The organism is Actinomyces oris (assembly GCF_001553935.1).
GTDB classification, from domain to species: domain Bacteria; phylum Actinomycetota; class Actinomycetes; order Actinomycetales; family Actinomycetaceae; genus Actinomyces; species Actinomyces oris_A.
On record NZ_CP014232.1, the window covers coordinates 115,409 to 132,159 of the forward strand.

18 protein-coding genes and 3 tRNA genes are annotated in these 16,751 nt (G+C 69.0%); 11 read left to right on the plus strand and 10 right to left on the minus strand.

The window, feature by feature from the left end; genetic code table 11:
- Positions 1 to 43 precede the first annotated feature (43 nt).
- A complete protein-coding gene (locus AXE84_RS00490) occupies positions 44 to 2,710 on the plus strand; it encodes a DEAD/DEAH box helicase (protein ID WP_060958089.1) in 2,667 nt (888 codons plus the stop codon).
- On the opposite strand, the gene AXE84_RS00495 is transcribed toward AXE84_RS00490, so the two are convergent.
- The 3 genes from AXE84_RS00495 to mmuM form a co-directional block, all read right to left on the minus strand.
- Positions 2,707 to 3,342 carry a GyrI-like domain-containing protein gene (locus tag AXE84_RS00495; RefSeq protein ID WP_060956475.1) on the minus strand — a complete coding sequence of 212 codons (636 nt, stop codon included), beginning with the start codon at positions 3,340 to 3,342 and terminating at the stop codon, positions 2,707 to 2,709. The genes AXE84_RS00490 and AXE84_RS00495 overlap by 4 nt on opposite strands.
- Positions 3,332 to 3,850 (minus strand): PadR family transcriptional regulator, encoded by a 519-nt coding sequence (locus AXE84_RS00500; RefSeq protein ID WP_060956476.1) that lies wholly within the window; start codon positions 3,848 to 3,850, stop codon positions 3,332 to 3,334. Before AXE84_RS00500 ends, AXE84_RS00495 begins: the two co-directional genes overlap by 11 nt.
- A gap of 85 nt (positions 3,851 to 3,935) precedes the next feature.
- Positions 3,936 to 4,913: a homocysteine S-methyltransferase gene (gene mmuM, locus AXE84_RS00505; RefSeq protein ID WP_060956477.1), complete on the minus strand. Its 978-nt coding sequence runs from the start codon at positions 4,911 to 4,913 to the stop codon at positions 3,936 to 3,938.
- Between the two features lie 190 nt (positions 4,914 to 5,103).
- Between mmuM and AXE84_RS00510 the strand changes: the two genes are divergently transcribed.
- Positions 5,104 to 6,444, plus strand: a complete 1,341-nt coding sequence (locus tag AXE84_RS00510; protein WP_060956478.1) for an amino acid permease — start codon at positions 5,104 to 5,106, stop codon at positions 6,442 to 6,444.
- Positions 6,445 to 6,475: 31 nt separating this feature from the next.
- Here the strand turns inward: AXE84_RS00510 and AXE84_RS00515 are convergent, their stop codons facing one another.
- Together AXE84_RS00515 and AXE84_RS00520 are read right to left on the minus strand one after the other, a co-directional pair.
- Positions 6,476 to 6,850 carry a YccF domain-containing protein gene (locus tag AXE84_RS00515; protein ID WP_009406292.1) on the minus strand — a complete coding sequence of 125 codons (375 nt, stop codon included), beginning with the start codon at positions 6,848 to 6,850 and terminating at the stop codon, positions 6,476 to 6,478.
- 50 nt (positions 6,851 to 6,900) lie between these two features.
- On the minus strand, positions 6,901 to 7,821 hold the full coding sequence (locus AXE84_RS00520; RefSeq protein ID WP_010614871.1) for an ATP-grasp domain-containing protein: 921 nt from the start codon (positions 7,819 to 7,821) through the stop codon (positions 6,901 to 6,903).
- Positions 7,822 to 8,002: 181 nt separating this feature from the next.
- On the opposite strand from AXE84_RS00520, the gene AXE84_RS00525 reads away from it, so the two are divergent.
- From AXE84_RS00525 to AXE84_RS00555, 7 genes are all read left to right on the plus strand, one after another.
- On the plus strand, positions 8,003 to 8,515 hold the full coding sequence (locus AXE84_RS00525; protein WP_060956479.1) for a hypothetical protein: 513 nt from the start codon (positions 8,003 to 8,005) through the stop codon (positions 8,513 to 8,515).
- Positions 8,516 to 8,691: 176 nt separating this feature from the next.
- A tRNA-Lys gene (locus AXE84_RS00530) sits at positions 8,692 to 8,764 on the plus strand.
- 49 nt (positions 8,765 to 8,813) lie between these two features.
- Positions 8,814 to 8,889: transfer RNA gene (locus AXE84_RS00535), tRNA-Lys, on the plus strand.
- 280 nt (positions 8,890 to 9,169) lie between these two features.
- Positions 9,170 to 9,394 carry a hypothetical protein gene (locus AXE84_RS00540; RefSeq protein WP_176713473.1) on the plus strand — a complete coding sequence of 75 codons (225 nt, stop codon included), beginning with the start codon at positions 9,170 to 9,172 and terminating at the stop codon, positions 9,392 to 9,394.
- Positions 9,395 to 9,549: 155 nt separating this feature from the next.
- Positions 9,550 to 10,026: a thioredoxin-dependent thiol peroxidase gene (gene bcp, locus AXE84_RS00545; RefSeq protein WP_060956480.1), complete on the plus strand. Its 477-nt coding sequence runs from the start codon at positions 9,550 to 9,552 to the stop codon at positions 10,024 to 10,026.
- 68 nt (positions 10,027 to 10,094) lie between these two features.
- Positions 10,095 to 10,176: transfer RNA gene (locus AXE84_RS00550), tRNA-Leu, on the plus strand.
- A 110-nt stretch (positions 10,177 to 10,286) separates the two neighbouring features.
- A complete protein-coding gene (locus AXE84_RS00555) occupies positions 10,287 to 11,639 on the plus strand; it encodes an SMI1/KNR4 family protein (protein ID WP_060956481.1) in 1,353 nt (450 codons plus the stop codon).
- A 1-nt stretch (position 11,640) separates the two neighbouring features.
- On the opposite strand, the gene AXE84_RS00560 is transcribed toward AXE84_RS00555, so the two are convergent.
- On the minus strand, positions 11,641 to 11,934 hold the full coding sequence (locus tag AXE84_RS00560; RefSeq protein ID WP_060956482.1) for an antibiotic biosynthesis monooxygenase family protein: 294 nt from the start codon (positions 11,932 to 11,934) through the stop codon (positions 11,641 to 11,643).
- Positions 11,935 to 12,087: 153 nt separating this feature from the next.
- On the opposite strand from AXE84_RS00560, the gene rph reads away from it, so the two are divergent.
- Both rph and rdgB read left to right on the plus strand, forming a co-directional pair.
- Positions 12,088 to 12,894, plus strand: a complete 807-nt coding sequence (gene rph, locus AXE84_RS00565; RefSeq protein WP_060956483.1) for a ribonuclease PH — start codon at positions 12,088 to 12,090, stop codon at positions 12,892 to 12,894.
- Between the two features lie 3 nt (positions 12,895 to 12,897).
- On the plus strand, positions 12,898 to 13,605 hold the full coding sequence (rdgB, locus tag AXE84_RS00570) for an RdgB/HAM1 family non-canonical purine NTP pyrophosphatase (protein WP_060956484.1): 708 nt from the start codon (positions 12,898 to 12,900) through the stop codon (positions 13,603 to 13,605).
- A 30-nt stretch (positions 13,606 to 13,635) separates the two neighbouring features.
- On the opposite strand, the gene AXE84_RS00575 is transcribed toward rdgB, so the two are convergent.
- From AXE84_RS00575 to murI, 4 genes are all read right to left on the minus strand, one after another.
- Positions 13,636 to 14,079: a L,D-transpeptidase gene (locus tag AXE84_RS00575; RefSeq protein ID WP_236750077.1), complete on the minus strand. Its 444-nt coding sequence runs from the start codon at positions 14,077 to 14,079 to the stop codon at positions 13,636 to 13,638.
- Positions 14,080 to 14,540: 461 nt separating this feature from the next.
- Positions 14,541 to 15,071, minus strand: a complete 531-nt coding sequence (locus AXE84_RS00580) for a DUF3054 domain-containing protein (RefSeq protein WP_236750078.1) — start codon at positions 15,069 to 15,071, stop codon at positions 14,541 to 14,543.
- Complete coding sequence (locus AXE84_RS00585; protein ID WP_060956486.1) at positions 15,068 to 15,865, minus strand: MBL fold metallo-hydrolase; 798 nt, start codon at positions 15,863 to 15,865, stop codon at positions 15,068 to 15,070. Before AXE84_RS00585 ends, AXE84_RS00580 begins: the two co-directional genes overlap by 4 nt.
- Positions 15,862 to 16,725 (minus strand): glutamate racemase, encoded by an 864-nt coding sequence (gene murI / locus AXE84_RS00590; RefSeq protein ID WP_060956487.1) that lies wholly within the window; start codon positions 16,723 to 16,725, stop codon positions 15,862 to 15,864. The genes AXE84_RS00585 and murI overlap by 4 nt, the downstream gene beginning before the upstream one ends.
- Between the last annotated feature and the right edge of the window lie 26 nt (positions 16,726 to 16,751).

Genomic DNA, 16,751 nt, shown 5'->3' on the forward strand with positions numbered 1-16,751 from the left:
CGATGACGCCGTGACCTCCCAGACTGCTCCGGCCCTCAACGCGATGCTCGACGCCCTCATTCCGGCTGACGATCCCGAGCGCATCCCCGAGCCCGAGGAGGTCTACCTGGCCTTCTCGAACTGGGCGGAGACGACCGGCCGCCCCCTCTACCCGCACCAGGATGAGGCGCTGTCGGAGATCCTGGAGGACCGCCATGTCATCGCCGCCACCCCGACGGGTTCGGGCAAGTCGATGATCGCGCTGGCCGCGCACACCGCCTCCCTGGCCCGTGGGGGCCGCTCCTATTACACGGCACCGCTCAAGGCCCTTGTCAGTGAGAAGTTCTTCGAGCTGGTGCGCCTGTTCGGGGCGGACAACGTGGGCATGGTCACCGGGGACACCTCCATCAACGCCGCCGCCCCGATCATCTGCTGCACCGCGGAGATCCTGGCCAACCAGTCCCTGCGCGAGGGCGAGGACATGGATGTGGACTGCGTCATCATGGACGAGTTCCACTATTACGCCGACCCACAGCGCGGCTGGGCCTGGCAGGTGCCCCTCCTGGAGCTGCCCCAGGCGCAGATGGTGCTGCTGTCGGCCACGCTGGGCGATGTCTCCTTCTTCGTGCGGGACCTGCGCGAGCGCACGGGCCGCGAGGTCGCCGTCGTCGACGACGCCGTGCGGCCGGTGCCGTTGGAGATGGAGTACGTCGTCGAGCCGATCGGTGAGCTGCTTCAGCGCCTGGTGGGGCAGGACAAGGCACCGGTCTATGTCGTCCACTTCTCCCAGAAGGAGGCGGTGGAGCGGGCGACCTCCCTGCTGAGCGTGGACCTGGCGTCCAAGTCCCGTAAGACCGAGATCGTGAAGGCGCTCGGCGACTTCCGCTTCGGAGGCGGTTTCGGGGCCACGCTCTCGCGGCTGCTGCGCGCCGGGATCGGCGTGCACCATGCGGGCATGCTGCCGCGCTACCGGCGGCTGGTGGAGCGCCTGGCCCGCGAGGGCCTGCTGTCCGTCATCTGCGGCACGGACACGCTCGGGGTGGGGATCAACGTGCCGATCCGCTCAGTGGTCATGACCTCCCTGGTGAAGTTCGACGGCTCCAAGGAGCGCCACCTCACCGCTCGCGAGTTCCACCAGATCGCCGGGCGGGCGGGGCGCGCCGGCTTCGACACTCGCGGCTACGTCTCCGTCCAGGCCCCCGAGCACGTCATCGAGAACGCCAAGGCGCTGGCCAAGGCCGGCGACGACGAGCGCAAGCGCCGCAAGATCGTGCGCAAGAAGGCCCCTGAGGGGCGCGTCAACTGGACGGACAAGACCTTCGAGCGGCTGCGCGACGCGGCCCCGGAGACACTGACCAGCCAGTTCCAGGTCACCACCACCATGGTGCTCAACCTCATGGAGCGCGCCGGGGACCCGGTGGCGGCGATGGCGGAACTGCTGGAGCGCGCCCACGAGCCCGAGGCCCAGCGGCGCCGCCACGTGCGACGCGCCCTGGAGATCTACCTGTCCCTGCGCACGGCGGGGGTCCTCACGCATGTCTCCAGCGCCCAAGCCGCCGCCGATGGGCGCCCCCGGCTCCGCCTGGCGGTGGACCTGCCGGCCGCCTTCGCCCTCAACCAGCCCCTGGCGCCCTTCGCCCTAGCGGCCATGGACCTGCTGAACGTGGAGGCCCCGGAGCACACGGTCGACGTCGTCAGCGTCGTCGAGGCCACCCTGGACGATCCGCGTCCGCTGCTCTACGCCCAGCAGCGTGCCGCCCGCGGCGAGGCGATCGCCGCGATGAAGGCCGAGGGGATGGACTACGAGGAGCGCATGGCCGCCCTGGAGGAGGTCACCTGGCCCCAGCCGCTGGCCGAGCTACTCACTCCTGCTCTGGAGATGTACAAGCAGGCCAACCCGTGGATCGCCGAGCACGAGCTGGCGCCCAAGTCGGTGGTGCGCGAGATGGTGGAGAACGCGATGACCTTCTCCGACCTCATCTCCCGCTACGAGCTGGGCCGCAGCGAGGGCGTGGTGCTGCGCTACCTGACCGACGCCTACCGGGCGCTGCGCCAGGTCGTGCCCGAGGAGCACCGCACTCCTGAAGTGGTCGAGCTCATCGACTGGCTGGGGGCACTCGTGCGCGCCGTCGACTCCTCCTTGCTCGATGAGTGGGAGGCGCTCGGTCAGGCGCAGGCGGGCAAGGCCGGCGAGGCCGCCGGCCTGCTGGAGGGCGACCGTCCCGGCGCGGACGACTCATCCGGGGTGGAGCGGGCCTTCGGCGCGGACGAGGACGGGACGGTGGCCTTCACTCGCAACCGTCACGCCTTCCGAGTGGCGGTGCGCCGGGAGATGTTCCGGCGTGTGGAGCTCATGGCGCGCGACGACGTCGAGGCCCTGGGCCGTCTGGACGCCTCCTCCGGCTGGGGCGAGGACCGCTGGGATGAGGTGCTGGGGCGCTACTGGGACGAGTACGACTGGATCGGCACCGACACCTCGGCTCGGGCGATCTCGCTGGCGCCGCTCGACGAGGCCCCCGATGAGACGGCCCTGGCGGCCGCCGGGGTCAGTGAGCGCCTGCGCGAGGCCCTGGAGGCCTCCGGCAAGCAGGTGTGGCTGGCCACGCAGGTCCTGGAGGACCCCGACGGCGATCACGACTGGCGGCTGACGGCCCTGGTGGATCTGGCCGAGTGCGACCGGGAGGGGCGCGCGGTCGTCCACCTTCTGTCCGTTGGCCCGCAGCAGGGTTAACCCGCCTCGTTGGCTTCCACGACGGACCTGACCGGCTGGCGCAGGACGGTTTTCATCCTCTCGGGTGCCACGCGCCTGGGGTCGCTGAGGTAGATCTCGTGGTGGGGTCCGTTCCAGGTGAGGCCGAGGCCCGGCATGACCTCGTCGTGCAGACGCGCCAGAGTGGGGGCCTCGTCGTCGTAGGTGCCCACGTGGAGGATCTGCAGCGACCTGCCCTCGCTCAGGGAGAGCTCCTTGAGAGCGGAGACGGGCAGCTCCGGCTTCTTGCGCGCCGCCTGCGCCAGCCCCTCGGCGATGTCCTGCGAGGAGACCACCTCGGGCAGGGGGATCATCATGGTCCAGTCCCACTCCCCCTTGTCACCGGCGACGAAGGCCGCATTGTCGGCGCTCGTCCACAGTCCCTCCAGGGGGCCGACGACGAAGTCGTCACCAGTTCGTTTCTTCAGCACGGCACGGATCGCGTAGGCGCCCGCGTAGAGCGCCTGGATCGCGGTGGCGTAGGCCGGTGAGGTGTTGGGGTCGCCGTGGCCGTCGATGGCCAGGTAGGTCATGGCCGGCACGTCCACCTCCGTGAAGTCGGCCTTTCCCGGCAGGTACAGGTCCTTGCGGTCCTTCTTGATGTCAGTCCTCATCACTGTCTGCTTTCTTCAGAAGGGATCGGGTCCAGGCGAGATCCGCTTCCTGGCGCAGGATCTCGTAGTCGAAGATGGCCAGGGCGTGCTCCTCGTCGACCTGGGCGCGCAGGGCGCGCAACTCATCGAGCCTGCCGAGGAGCGCTTCGGCGCGACGCGCGAGGAGAGCCGCGAGCGCAGGATCGTCGAGCCGGCTATAGGCGTTGAGCGCCGGGAGCACACCGGCGGAAGGCGGAGCCGGGGCGAGGACACGTTCACCGGCGGCCTGCCTCAACTCGCGGCGCCCGGCCTCGGTGAGGCGGAAGACGGTGCGCCGCCCCTGAGAACCCTCGTCAGGCTCGAGGAGTCCCCGCTCCGACAGGCGCTTGAGGAGGTAGTAGACGGAGGAGAAGGCCAAGGAGGTCCACTGACGGTAGCCGCGCTGCTCGATGACCCGATCGAGGTCGTAGCCATGGCGCGGCTGCTCGGCAAGGAGCGAGAGGACAACGATGTCGGCGTCGGAGGACATGCCATTACTCTAGCACTAGAGTAATGGTGGGCTGGTCGATTACCGGGCTGATTCACCGGGCCGGCGACGTCGGAGGGCTGCGCGGCTAGGGGCAGACCGCGCGGGCGAGCTCGCGGATCTGGGCCGGCCGGGTGCGGCAGCAGCCGCCGACGAGCCGAACCCCTTCGGCGATCCATGAGGGCGCCAGCTCCGGGATTCCAGCCCCGTCACCTGTGGACTGCCAGGTCTTGGTTGCCGGGTCGTAGAGATCGCCCGCATTGGGGTAGGCCACCAGCGGTTTGTCGGTCGCCGCACGCAGTACCGGCAGCGCGCGGGCGACGACGCCCGGGGCCACGCAGTTGATGCCGACCGCGACGACTATCTCCTCCTGCGCGGCCCAGGCCGCCGCCTCGGCCAGCGGCGTGCCGTCAGCAAGAGTGGCGCCGTCGGGGCGCACCTGGAAGGAGACCCAGCACTGGGCCTGAGGGGCGAGGGCCGTGACCATGGAGGCGAGCGCCCGAGCCTCATCCAGACGCGGAAGCGTCTCCAGGGCGAACAGGTCGAGCCCCTCCCCCGCCAGCACCTCGATGCGCGGCAGGTGAACCTCCTGGAAACCGGGGTCCTCAAGGATGTCGATGCCGTAGGCACCGGTGTACTCGCTGCCATCAGCCAGATAGGCCCCATACGGTCCGAGCCCTCCGGCGACGAGCACCGGCTCCTCGGGGTGCTCCTTGCCGAACTGGTGGGCCGCCTCCTTGGCCAGGCGGGCGCCGGCTGCGATGACCCGCCTTGCTCCGGCGGCATCCTCCCCGGAGCGGACCAGCGCCGGAAGCGTGGCCTGGTACGTGTTGGTGGTGATGACGCGAGCCCCCGCATCCAGATAGTCGGAGTGCACCTCCCGCACGACGTCGGGCGCCGTGGTGAGCGCATGCGCCGACCACAGCGCGTTGCGGGTGTTGACCCCGCAGGCGTCGAGCTCGGTCCCCATCGCCCCATCGAGGAGGACCGGACCTCGGTCCAGCAGATCAGACAACCGGACCGGCTCTCGCCCGAAGGACGTGGCGGATACCGAGAGCGTTCGCATTGCGACACGGTATCGAATGGCTCGAGACCGCACCGGTAGCGTCTCAGGCATGGACCCGGTTACACATCACCGCGAGCCCGCCCCCGCATCGGATACCTCACCCGCTCCTCCGCCTCAGCCCCGGCACGATAGCCCCGAGGATCCGGGAGGCCCCGACAACCAGGGGCGTGTCACTGCGCTGGAACGCCGCATGAACCGACGTCACCTCATGATGATTAGCTTCGGCGGGGTCATCGGCACGGGACTGTTTCTCTCGACCGGCAACACGATCCACCAGGCCGGCCCCTTGGGGACCGTGCTGGCCTACTCCATCGGTGCCGTCATCGTCTACCTGGTCATGCTGTGCCTGGGAGAGCTGAGCGTTGCGATGCCCTTCACCGGCGCTTTCCACGTCTACGCCCGTCAGTACCTGGGGCCGGCCACGGGTTTCGTCACCGCCGTCCTGTACTGGCTCACGTGGACGGTCGCCCTGGGAAGTGAGTTCACCGGCGCGGCGATCATCATGTACGGGTGGTTCCCGGGCGTTCCGGTATGGGTGTGGGCGGCCGCCTTCATCGTCCTGGTCCTTATGCTCAACATGGTCTCGGTCCGGGTCTTCGCCGAGGCGGAGACTGTGCTGTCCGGGATCAAGGTGGCGGCCATCATCGTCTTCATCGCCCTGGGCACGGCCGCAATCGTCGGGCTGCTGCCCTACGAGGGGCACCGCTCGTTCCTGGGGCTGACGAACCTGTACCGGGACGGTCTCTTCCCCAACGGCTTCGGCGCAGTGTTCACCACGATCCTGGCCGTCAACTTCGCCTTCTCCGGCACCGAGCTCATTGGCATCACCGCCGGAGAGGTCGAGGATCCGGGCACCACTGTTCCGCGCGCGATCCGGGCGACCCTGGCCCGCCTGGCCATCTTCTTCATCGGCTCAATCATCGTCATCGCCGCCCTGATCCCGTGGGAGAAGGCCGGAGTCGAGGAGAGTCCCTTCGTGACGGTCCTGTCCAGAATCGGCGTGCCCTACGCCGGGACCCTCATGAACATCGTCATTCTGGCCGCGATCCTGTCGGCGGCGAACTCGGGGCTCTACGCCTCGACCCGCATGCTGTGGTCGCTGGCCAATGAGGGCACTCTGCCCAAAGTCTTGGCGCGCACTAATCGCTTCGGGGTGCCTGCCCTGGCGATGGGCCTGTCCATGGTCGGCGGGCTGGCCTCGCTGCTGACCTCGACCTATGCGGCCTCCACGGTCTACCTGGTCCTTGTGTCAGTCTCCGGTCTCGCCGTCGTCCTGGTCTGGGTGGTTATTGCCGCATGCCACCTGTCCTTCCGACGGCGCTGGCTCGCTGAGGGCCGCAGCCTTGAGGACCTGGCCTACCGGGCTCCCGGGCATCCGTGGGTCTCGATCGCGGCGCTGGGGCTGTCTATGGCCTCGTGCCTGCTCATCGTCTTCGACCCCGAGCAGCGCGCCGGCCTGGCGATCACCGCCGTCTTCCTCGTGGTCTGCTACGTGGGCTACTGGGGAGTCAACCGCCGCGTCAGCCTGTGAGACCCGCTGGCAGTCCGGCGCCCGAGGGGCCTTAGCGGGTCTCGATGATCTGCTTGCCGAAGGGGAAGCAGGTGACGGGGATGAGCTTGATGTTGGCCACGGCCAGCGGGATCCCGATGATGGTGATGGCCTGCGCGGCGGCGGTGGTGAGGTGGCCGATGGCCAGCCAGAGCCCGGCGACGAGGAACCAGATGATGTTGCTGATCCCGCTCATGGCGCCGGCCCCGGGGGCCGGAACCACCTCACGCCCGAAGGGCCACAGGACGTAGGCGGCGATACGGAAGGAGGCGACGCCCGCGGGGATCGTGACGATGAGCAGGCAGGCGATCAGTCCGAAGAAGAGGTAGCTGAGGAAGAGCCAGAACCCGCCGAAGACGACCCAGATGATGTTGAGCAGCGTGCGCATGGCACCTATCTACCACACCCGGGCACCTCGAGAGCCCCGTGCCCGTACGGTCACCAGAAGATGCGCTGAGCGATGGCGTCGGCGAAGTTGTCCAGCGCCTCCGGTGCCGCCCCGAGGTAGAGGCCCGCATCGATCAGCGAGACCTCCATGAGGTAGAAACCGCCCTGACCGTCCCCGACGACGTCGACACGGTTGAACAGGAGCTGGATGTCGCGGCCGGAGACCTCCTTGATCAGCGTGTGGATGGCCTTGCGCACGCGCTCGCCCCAGAGCCACTCCTGCTCACTGGGCTCGCGCGCCGTGACGATCTCCTCGTGGATCTCGTCGGTGGACTTGAAGGAGGGGTGGAGCATCGGGGCCTTCTCCACCGCGTGGGACAGCACGCCGTTGAAGTAGACCAGAGAGACCTCGCCCTTACGGTCGACCTCCTCGAGGTAGCGCTGGACCATGACGGTGCGCCCGCGGCGCAGGTGGTGCATGGCGTCATTGATCGCGGCGGACCGGGAGGCGGCGTCAGTGGCGGTGTAGCGCCCGGTGCCGCGCCCACCCGAGGAGACGGCCGGCTTGACGACGAAGTCACCATGGGCCGGGAAGCGGGTGTGAACCTGGTGCTTGGAGTATCCGGCCTCGGGCTCCAGCCACATCGTCGGGATCATGGGGACCCCCCACTCGCTGAGCCGGGTGAGGTAGTGCTTGTCCGAGTTCCAGGTGACGACGTCGGGGTGGTTGGCGAGCCTGGGCACTGACCGGGCCCACTGGAGGAACCGGGAGTAGTTGCCCTTGGTGGCGTAGTCGCGCACGCTGCGCAGCACGACTGTGCCGGACTGGCTCCAGTCGACGTCGGGGTCGTCCCATACGGCAACCCGCGGCTCGATGCCCCGCGCACGCAGGGCATCCGGCAGGCCACGGTCATCGTCATCAAGGTCAGGGAAGTCGGCGCAGGTCGCCAGCGTCACGATCGGGTCGCTCATGCGGCCCACGCTACCGCGCGCAGCACCGCGGCGAGAGCCACCGACATGTGACACTGAACCGCGCCCGCACCAGCGAACATGACTACCTACCGGTTGGGGCGACCAGCAGGTCTCCGTTCCGCAACCTTTCGACACCCGCACGCTGCTCAGCCCGCGCGTGCGAGGGTGTCACAATGCCGAGGTGACTTCTCAATCCCGCAAGCCGCGCCTCACCGCCGCGCAGCGCTACTGGGCATCCATGGCCGCCATCGTCGTCGTGACCATTCTTGCCGCGGGCCTGCTCGGAGGAACCGTCTCGATACTCACTGGCGCCCGCGCTGGCCGCAGCAGCATGTGGGGCGGCATGGTGGTCGCACTGGTCATGTTGGCGGGCTGGACCCTCGGCACCCGGGTGCGCGACCGCAAGAAGCTCGACCTACCCTTGTGGCACCGTCTCACCGAGGAGCAGGCGGCCACGCTGAAGCAGTACCACCAGTGGTCTCGCACCGGCCGCATCGAGCAGGACGACGACGCCAAGCGCACTTCCGCCGGGCGGAGCGGCCATCGCGAGAGCAGGAGGACAGGCACAGGGGCGTCAGGCGCAGCACCGTCGAGGGGGTCATCCTCGACCGGAGCGATGTCGAAACGCGACCGCGCCCGTGCCGCCGACGTGCGCCGTCGCAGGCAAGGCCGCGAGGGCCATTCATCGCACTGAACGGGGACACCGGGCAGCACGCAGCGGCGACGCGACCCCCAACCCCACCGCACCCTTGAGACTTGCCGCACAATCGCCTGGTTTCACGGATCCTGACTGGACGAAGCCCTCCTCCATCCGTAAAGTATTCCTCCGTCGCCCAGCGAGCCACGTCGAATGACATCGCTGTGGTGAAAGCACCGCTAGCTCAATTGGCAGAGCAGCTGACTCTTAATCAGCGGGTTCAGGGTTCAAGTCCCTGGCGGTGTACGAGTCTTCCAGCCCTCGAGGCCGGAAGAGCTGGTCACAAACTGACCGAGCACCGCTAGCTCAATTGGCAGAGCAGCTGACTCTTAATCAGCGGGTTCAGGGTTCAAGTCCCTGGCGGTGTACCACGAAGGGCACGCGCTTCGCCCGGGATGATCCCGAAGGCACAGCAGAGGCGCATGACGGCGGTCGAAGACAACCGCCTCCGCACTGAGAAATTCTCAGGACGCCACCGTTTCATCGGTTCCTACGCCCTCGTGACCACTGTCTGCAGCGGTGCAACCGGCCGCTGCGCCAGAAGTCTTGACCCGCGCACGCCGGCTCGGCAGGTACGTCCTTGCTTCGGCACGTGCTGCGACCCCAGGCCCCTTCGGGCCGACGACGTTGAAGGAAGATGAGGAGATACGTATGACACGCAACATCCACACCATGACCACCATGACGACTCCGGCCACCGGGCCGGCAGCCACTGACGCTCTGGCCGACGAGGCCGCCATCAGGGAGCTCTTCGCCGCCCGCGCGGAGCTCGCCTCTCTGGGGGCAACCACCTCCCCCTCGCGCCTCGAGCGGGCGCTGGAGCGCCTGGAGGCGGCGCAGCAGGCCTCGCGGCAAACACTCGCACAGGCCGCCTGACCGGCCGGCTCCACCCGGAGCCGGGTCAGGGGTCCCGGGCGACTGACGTTCTGAACGTTTGCCAGATCACGAAAGTAAGTCCTCGAATTCACTGCCGCAGGCACCAGAGGCGATGCGAGGATGAGCGCATCTGCCCAGGAGCCCGAGGAGGACCCATGACCCAGCTAGCCGCCGGTGATCGAGCCCCGGAGTTCGCCCTGCCCGACCAGAACGGCCGCACCGTGACCCTTGGCGACCTTTGCGCCAGCACGGACAAGGGCGTCATTGTCTACTTCTACCCCAAGGCCTGCACTCCGGGATGCACCAAGGAGGCGTGCGACTTCAGGGACTCCTTGGAGGCGCTCCAGGCGGCCGGCTATGCCGTCGTCGGCATCTCCCCCGACCTGGAGAGCGCACAGGCCAAGTTCTCCGACCGCCACGACCTGACCTTCCCCCTGCTGTCGGATGCCGACCACGCCGTCATGGAGGCCTGGGGCGTGTGGGGCGAGAAGAAGAACTACGGCAAGGTCTACACCGGCGTCATCCGCTCGACCGTGGTGGTGGGACCCGACGGCACTGTGACACTTGCCCAGTACAACGTGCGAGCCACCGGTCACGTCAAGCGGCTGCGCGCCGCACTGGGTGTGGACTAATACGAGCACAGCAGCGGTCGCCGCATTCTGCTATCCGGGACCTGGGTCGGTAGAGTGGGCGCCGCACAGCGCGAGTGGCGGAATTGGTAGACGCCCCAGGTTTAGGTCCTGGTGCCTTCGGGCGTGAGGGTTCGAGTCCCTTCTCGCGTACAGATTTTGGGGCCCGAGGCCGTTAAGATCCTGCGTGCTCTGACGAGCGGGATCGTTTTCTTTGCATGCTCCGACGCCTACCGCTTCCGCCGACCTGTTCCGAGGCATCGATGACAGAGAACTCCTTCAGTCAGGACTCCCCCACACTCGACGTCGTGCTGGCGCAGACGATCGCCAGACACTTCCGAGGTGCCACGACCGAGACCATCGACGATATCCAGACGGTCCGGCTGGGCGAAGGGCTGCCCACCATCGAGTGCTTCATTGACGAGATTCAGGACCACGAGCCATACGGCGCGTTCCTCTTCCTTCAGATCAGCGGAGGCGCCTTCGGGAGCAGACGGGTCCTGGTGACGGCCAGCGGCTACGGCTCCAGCCAGCTGGCGTCGGTGGTCACTGCCGGCTGCAACTGGGCCTGCGCCTTCGGCCCCGTCCTGCTGACCGGAATCGACCGCCCGGACCTCATTGATTCTGACAATCCCGACGTCGAGCTGTTCGAAGCCACGGTGGGAGGCCGACGCTACCGGGTGGCCACCGGACATCTTGACCGCAGCATGAACATGCCGATCGAGGAGGTGGAGGCCTACCGCCGACGGCTCGGTGGCCCCCGCGCCCTGACCGATCGGGTGCTCGCCAGTCCCTTGATTCCCGCCACTCGCTCCGATGAGGCGGTGGCACTGGGGTGCTACGCGGCCATCGGCCCCCACTCGATCACCGAGCTCAAGTTCGCCGGCGCCGACTGGCCCGCGGGACGCAGCGTCCTGGACGCGATCCCGCCCGAGCCCGGTGGCCACCGCATGCTGCGGGAGTGGTCGGTGCTCACGCCCCTGGAGCCCGCCCCGCCCCTGACCAGGGACGGGCTCCAGCACACCCTCAACCTCATCGCCGCGACCTCCCACGATCCCGGCAGCGAAGCCGGCTGGCTCGGCAGCCGCCACCACGGCATGAGGCTGGGGCCGCCGAACCTTCCTGCGGGACTCTCGCTGCCGGAGGACCTGCGCTGGTTCCTCAGCACCATCGCCGGATCGGGCGCCGGCCCCGGCTACGGGCTGGACATCTACCCGGCCGACGACGGAGGCATCCACCTGGCCGACGCCGGTTGCGGCGCCGAGTGGCGCATGAGCCCCTACGACGGCAGCGTCTGGCTGGACTCACGGGCCTGCGACGACGGCTTCACCCGCGTGGCCCCGAACTTCATCTCCTGGTACGAGGCCTGGCTCGACCACGCCATCGGCGGTGGCGGCTCCTTCGCGCGGTGGTCCTACCAGGTCGATGCCGCCTACAAGATGCTCGAGCAGAGCGCCGCCGAGTTCGGCGTCGAGCGCCTCCCCGAAACCGTCACCAGGGTGAAAATCCAGACCCCGACCAAGGCCTTCGGCCCCTGCCACGCCTGCCAGCTCGTCTACTCCCGGTGCGGGGTGCCGGCGTCGGTCTTCGTCACGGCCCCCTCCCCGGCTCCCTGAGTCACTCCTCGTGCTGGACGACCTCGAAGCCGAGGACCTCCACGCTCATGCCCCGACGCTTGTCGTCCTCGTGCCCGCCGGCGGGCCGCGCCGCGCTCCAGCGCTCGTAGTCCTCGCGCCTGTCCCAGCGGGTCACCACGAAGTAGCGGTCCTCTCCGGCCACCGGGCGCAGCAGCTCGAAGCCCTGGAAGCCCTGCGAGGTGTCAACGCCTCGCTTTCGGGCGGCGAAGCGCTTCTCGATCTCGGCCTGGGCGCCCTCGGGGAAGGTCAGTGCGGTGATGTTGACATAGGTCATAGGTGTTCTCCTCTGTGTCTCCGTCGGCTCACGGCCGCAAGCAGCTATCTCAACGAACGCTACCGCCTGACCACCGGCGCGGACTACAGAGATGAAGCATTCTGCGGCGCTGAGCCGCCCCGAGACCGAATGGCCGCCGGGTAGCCTGAGCCCATGACAACTGTCCCCTTCACCCGCAAGGACGGCCGCGCCGTCGACGAGCTGCGCCCCGTGACCATGACCCGCCACTGGCTCGACCACGCCGAGGGATCGGTCCTGGTGACCTTCGGGCGCACCCGGGTCCTGTGCGCCGCCTCCTTCACTGAGGGCGTCCCGCGCTGGCGCAAGGGCAGTGGCGAGGGCTGGGTGACCGCCGAGTACGCCATGCTCCCCCGGGCCGGCTCGGAGCGCTCCGGCCGGGAGTCCGTGCGGGGCAAGGTCGGCGGCCGCACCCACGAAATCTCCCGCCTCATCGGCCGCAGCCTGCGCGGCATCATCGACGTCGCCGCACTGGGTGAGAACACGATCGCCCTGGACTGCGACGTGCTGCAGGCCGACGGCGGCACCCGCACCGCGGCGATCACCGGCGCCTACGTGGCCCTGGCCGACGCCGTCGCCTGGGGCACGCAGCGCGGCCTCATCAAGGCCCGCCCCGGCAGGCCCGTGCTCTCCGACTCCCTGTCGGCCATCTCGGTGGGGATCATCGACGGCGTTCCCTGCCTCGACCTGCCCTACGAGGAGGACGTGCGCGCCCAGACCGACATGAATGTCGTCCAGACCGGGGACGGGCGCTTCATCGAGGTTCAGGGCACCGCCGAGCATGCCCCCTTCGACCGCTCCGAGCTCGGAGAGCTGCTCGACCTGGCCGCCACCGGCAACAGCCGTCTGGCGGCGCTCCAGCGCCAGGCCCTGGCCGGCCCCAGCGGTGAGCCCTTCACCGTGTCCTCGGCGGACTCCTCGCCCCAGTCCACGCAGGCCTGAGCCGTGAGTGCCTCGTCCAACGCCGACGGCGCCGCCCCGCTCACGAACCGGGTCCAGGTACCCGCCGGAGCCCGCCTCGTCCTGGCCACCCACAACGCCGGCAAGCTGGCCGAGCTGCGACAGATCCTGACGCCGCTCGTGCCCGGACTGGTGCCCGAATCCGTCATCTCGGCCGCCTCCCTCCAGGCGCCTGAGCCGGTGGAGGACGGTCTGTCCTTCGCCGACAACGCCCTGCTCAAGGCCCGTGCCCTGGCCCGGGCCACGGGCCTGCCCGCGGTCGCCGATGACTCGGGCCTGTGCGTCGACGTCCTGGGTGGGGCGCCGGGGATCTTCTCGGCGCGCTGGAGCGGCCGGCACGGGGACGACACCGCGAACCTTCAACTGCTCCTGGACCAGCTGGGCGACGTCGCCGACCCGCACCGCGGCGCCCGCTTCACCTGCGCGGCGGTCCTGGTCCAGCCGGCCTCCGGCGGGCAGGCGGAGCAGGTCACCACTATCGAGCGCTCCATGGAGGGGCGACTGGTCCACGCTCCTCAGGGTGAGGGGGGCTTCGGCTACGACCCGATCTTCGTGCCCGTCCAGGAGGATGCACCGGGCGGCCGAGGCCGCACCACCGCCCAGATGACGCCTGAGGAGAAGCACGCCATCTCCCACCGGGGACAGGCCTTCCGCGCCCTGGCACCGGTCCTGGCCGACGTCCTGGCCGGCTGAGCCCGCGAGGGCGCCGCCAGTGAAGTGCCGTCAGTAGTGTGTCACCACGGTGGTACCGATCTCGGACCACTGCCAGATCGCCTGAGCGTCCGGCACCGGGATATTGATGCAGCCGTGCGAGGACTCATCCGTGCCGATACCGAACTCCTTGACCCAGGGGGCGCCGTGGAGGGCGTAGCTGTCGAGCCAGTAGCTCACCCACGGGACCCCTCGTTCGCAGTAGGGCCACTCGGGGGTGCAGCCCATGTCCTGCGCCTGGTAGCGCAGGTAGATCTTGTAGTTGCCGGTGACGGTCTCGTGCCCGACACCGCCGTGGTTGATGAGAATCGGCCCGTAGACGACCTTCTGTCCCTCGTAGGCGGTCGGCGTTGAGTCGGTGAGGTTGACATCGACCCACTTCTCCCCCGCCTTGGCCTGGTAGGCGAAGCGCTCCGGCCCGTTGGGCACCACCCGGTTCTCGGTGGAGTGGGGCACCTCGTTCCAGCTGATCTGCTGGCTGACGCTCCGGCCCTGGCCGAGTCCCTGGACGAGCGCCGTCGTGGCCGGCTCGATGTTGCCGGCCCTCCTTGACGGGGAAGTCGATCCATGAGGCCTTCTGAGCCTTGGAGGCGGCGTGTGCTGTGCCGTCGACCGTCACCTGGAGCTCGGCCTCCAGCAGCGCCGTTGCCGACTGCGCGACCGAGCTCGCCTCCTGGGCGCTCACCGTGGGCTCGGCCCGGACACGGCGGCCTCCGCGGTGGCCCGGGCATCGACCTGGGCGATCCGGACCAGCGGAACCGTGGTGGGATTCCTTCAACGCTCAGCGTCAGTGACACCGATGCGGTCGACGTCGGCTGGCGCGGTGGTGCATGGCGCAGAAGTACGAATGACCGGGTTGTCATCGCGTAAAGACAGCGACCTGATACCGGAACGAGTCCGGGCCAACCACCGCGGGGCTAGGCGCCCTCCCTCTCCTGCTCTGCGAGGCGACGCGCCACGGGCTTGGGGGTCAGGGAGTCGTGGGCGCGCACGTAGCCGTAGAGCCATCTCCATCCGCCCAGGAACACCAGGAGGAAGGCGCCGGTCATCACCGCCCAGGAGGCCATGGCGGACACGTCGTCGAAGGCGGATGCCACATGGCGCAGCACGGTCCAGACCACCCAGCTGATCCCCACGATGATGAGTCCCTCGGGCAGCGCCATCTCCAGGTGATCGGGGCGGGAGCGCCGCACGAGCCAGGTCACGCCCCAGGCGACGAGGAGGGCCGCGCCCGCCTGCCACAGGGAGGCGGGAACCTCCCCCAGGCTGCGGGTGGAGGCGGCACCGAAAAGGGCCACGAGGACCACCGCCGCCAGGTCGGCGGGAACCACCAGCCACCAACGCGTCCGTCTTCCCCGGGTCCAGGGGCAGTCCACCCCGTCGGGAACAGCCGGGGTGAAGGAGACCGTTCTGCACGGGGCGGGGCGATCGTGCCCGTCAGCGCTCACAGCTCCCAGACGGCGTCCGCCGTCGCTGCCTCCAACGGGCCGGAGTAGACGGCTGCGGCCTCCTTGAGGGGCACGGCCGGATCCGTCCAGGGCTGGATGTGGGTGAGGACCAGGTGCCCCGCACCGGCCTGGGCGGCGAGCTCGCCGGCGCGACGCCCCGTCATGTGCATGCCGCCCACGGTGTCGCGTCCCTCGACGAAGGCCGCCTCGGCCAGGAGGAGGTCCACGCCCTGAGCCATGTCACTCATCGTCTGGCAGATGTCCGTGTCCCCGGTGAAGGCCAGGCTGACCTGCCGGGAGGGATCCTCCTCGCTGGGGCCCTCGATCCGGTAGCCGTAGGCCTCCACTGGGTGGAGCGCCTCGAAGGGCGAGATCACCAAGGGGCCCACGCTGTAGGATCGGCCGGGTACGGCGGTGACGAAGCCGAATTCCGTGGCGTAGCGCTCACTGGGTGGGACGCCGTCGACCCCCTGGAGGCGCTCCAGCAGCTCCGAGGGCCCCAGGCAGGCCACCGGCCCGAGCGCCCCGGTGGGCAGCCAGCGTCGGTAGACGTGCATGCCCACCAGGTCCACCATGTGATCGGCGTGGCAGTGGGAGATCGCAATGGCGTCGAGCTCGGCGGGATCGAGGTGGCGCAGCAGCTGCCCCATCGACCCGGGCCCGAGATCCAGCACGATCGAGTAGGTGCGCACCGCGCCGTTGGCGTCGACTCCGTCGGCCTGCACCAGGTAGGAGGAGGCCGAGGACTGGGGGCCCGACATGGAGCCGGAGCATCCGATGATCGTGAGTCTCATGCAGTTCCTTGATGGGAGGTGGGAGGTGAGGGAGGGTGAGGCAACCCGGCAGGGGCGCCAGCTGTCTCAGAGGAGAAGGCGACGTGCTCAACGGCGGTGACCTCGGGCCCCAGGAAACGCCGGGCCAGGACGGAGAAGGCCTCGGGATCACCAGTGGAGGCGAAGTCATGGCGCGGTTCAGGGGCATCGGGACCACGCAGAAGGTTCTTGCCGGCCAGCGCCCGGTAGACGTCCTTGGCGGTCTCGTCCGAGGAGGTCACCAGGGTCACGTCCCGCCCCATGACGTAGGAGATCGGCCCCACCAGCAGCGGGTAGTGGGTGCAGCCGAGGATGAGGGTGTCCACACCGGCGGCCTTGATGGGGGCCAGGTACTCCTCGGCGACGTCGAGCACCTCGGGGCCGGTGGTCACCCCCCGCTCGGCCAGCTCGACGAAGCGCGGGCACGCCTGTGAGACGAGCTCGACGCCGGGAACGGCCTGGAGGGCGTCGTCGTAGGCGCGCGAGTCGACCGTCCCGCGGGTGGCGATCAGCCCCACCTTGCCGTTGCGGGTCACTCGGGCCGCGGTACGTGCCGCCGGGTGGATGACCTCGATGACCGGGACTCCCCGCCCCAGGGTGTAGCGCTCCCGCGCGTCGTGCAGGACCGCCGCCGAGGCGGTGTTGCAGGCGATGACGAGCAGCTTGACCCCTCGGTCCACGAGCTCGTCCATGATGCCCAGAGCCAGCGACCGGACCTCGGCGATGTCCCTGGGACCGTAGGGACTGTTGGCCGTGTCCCCGATGTACAGCACCTGCTCATGGGGCAGCTGGTCGAGGACAGAACGGGCGACGGTGAGGCCACCGACCCCAGAGTCGAACATCCCGATCGGAGCATCATTCACACCGC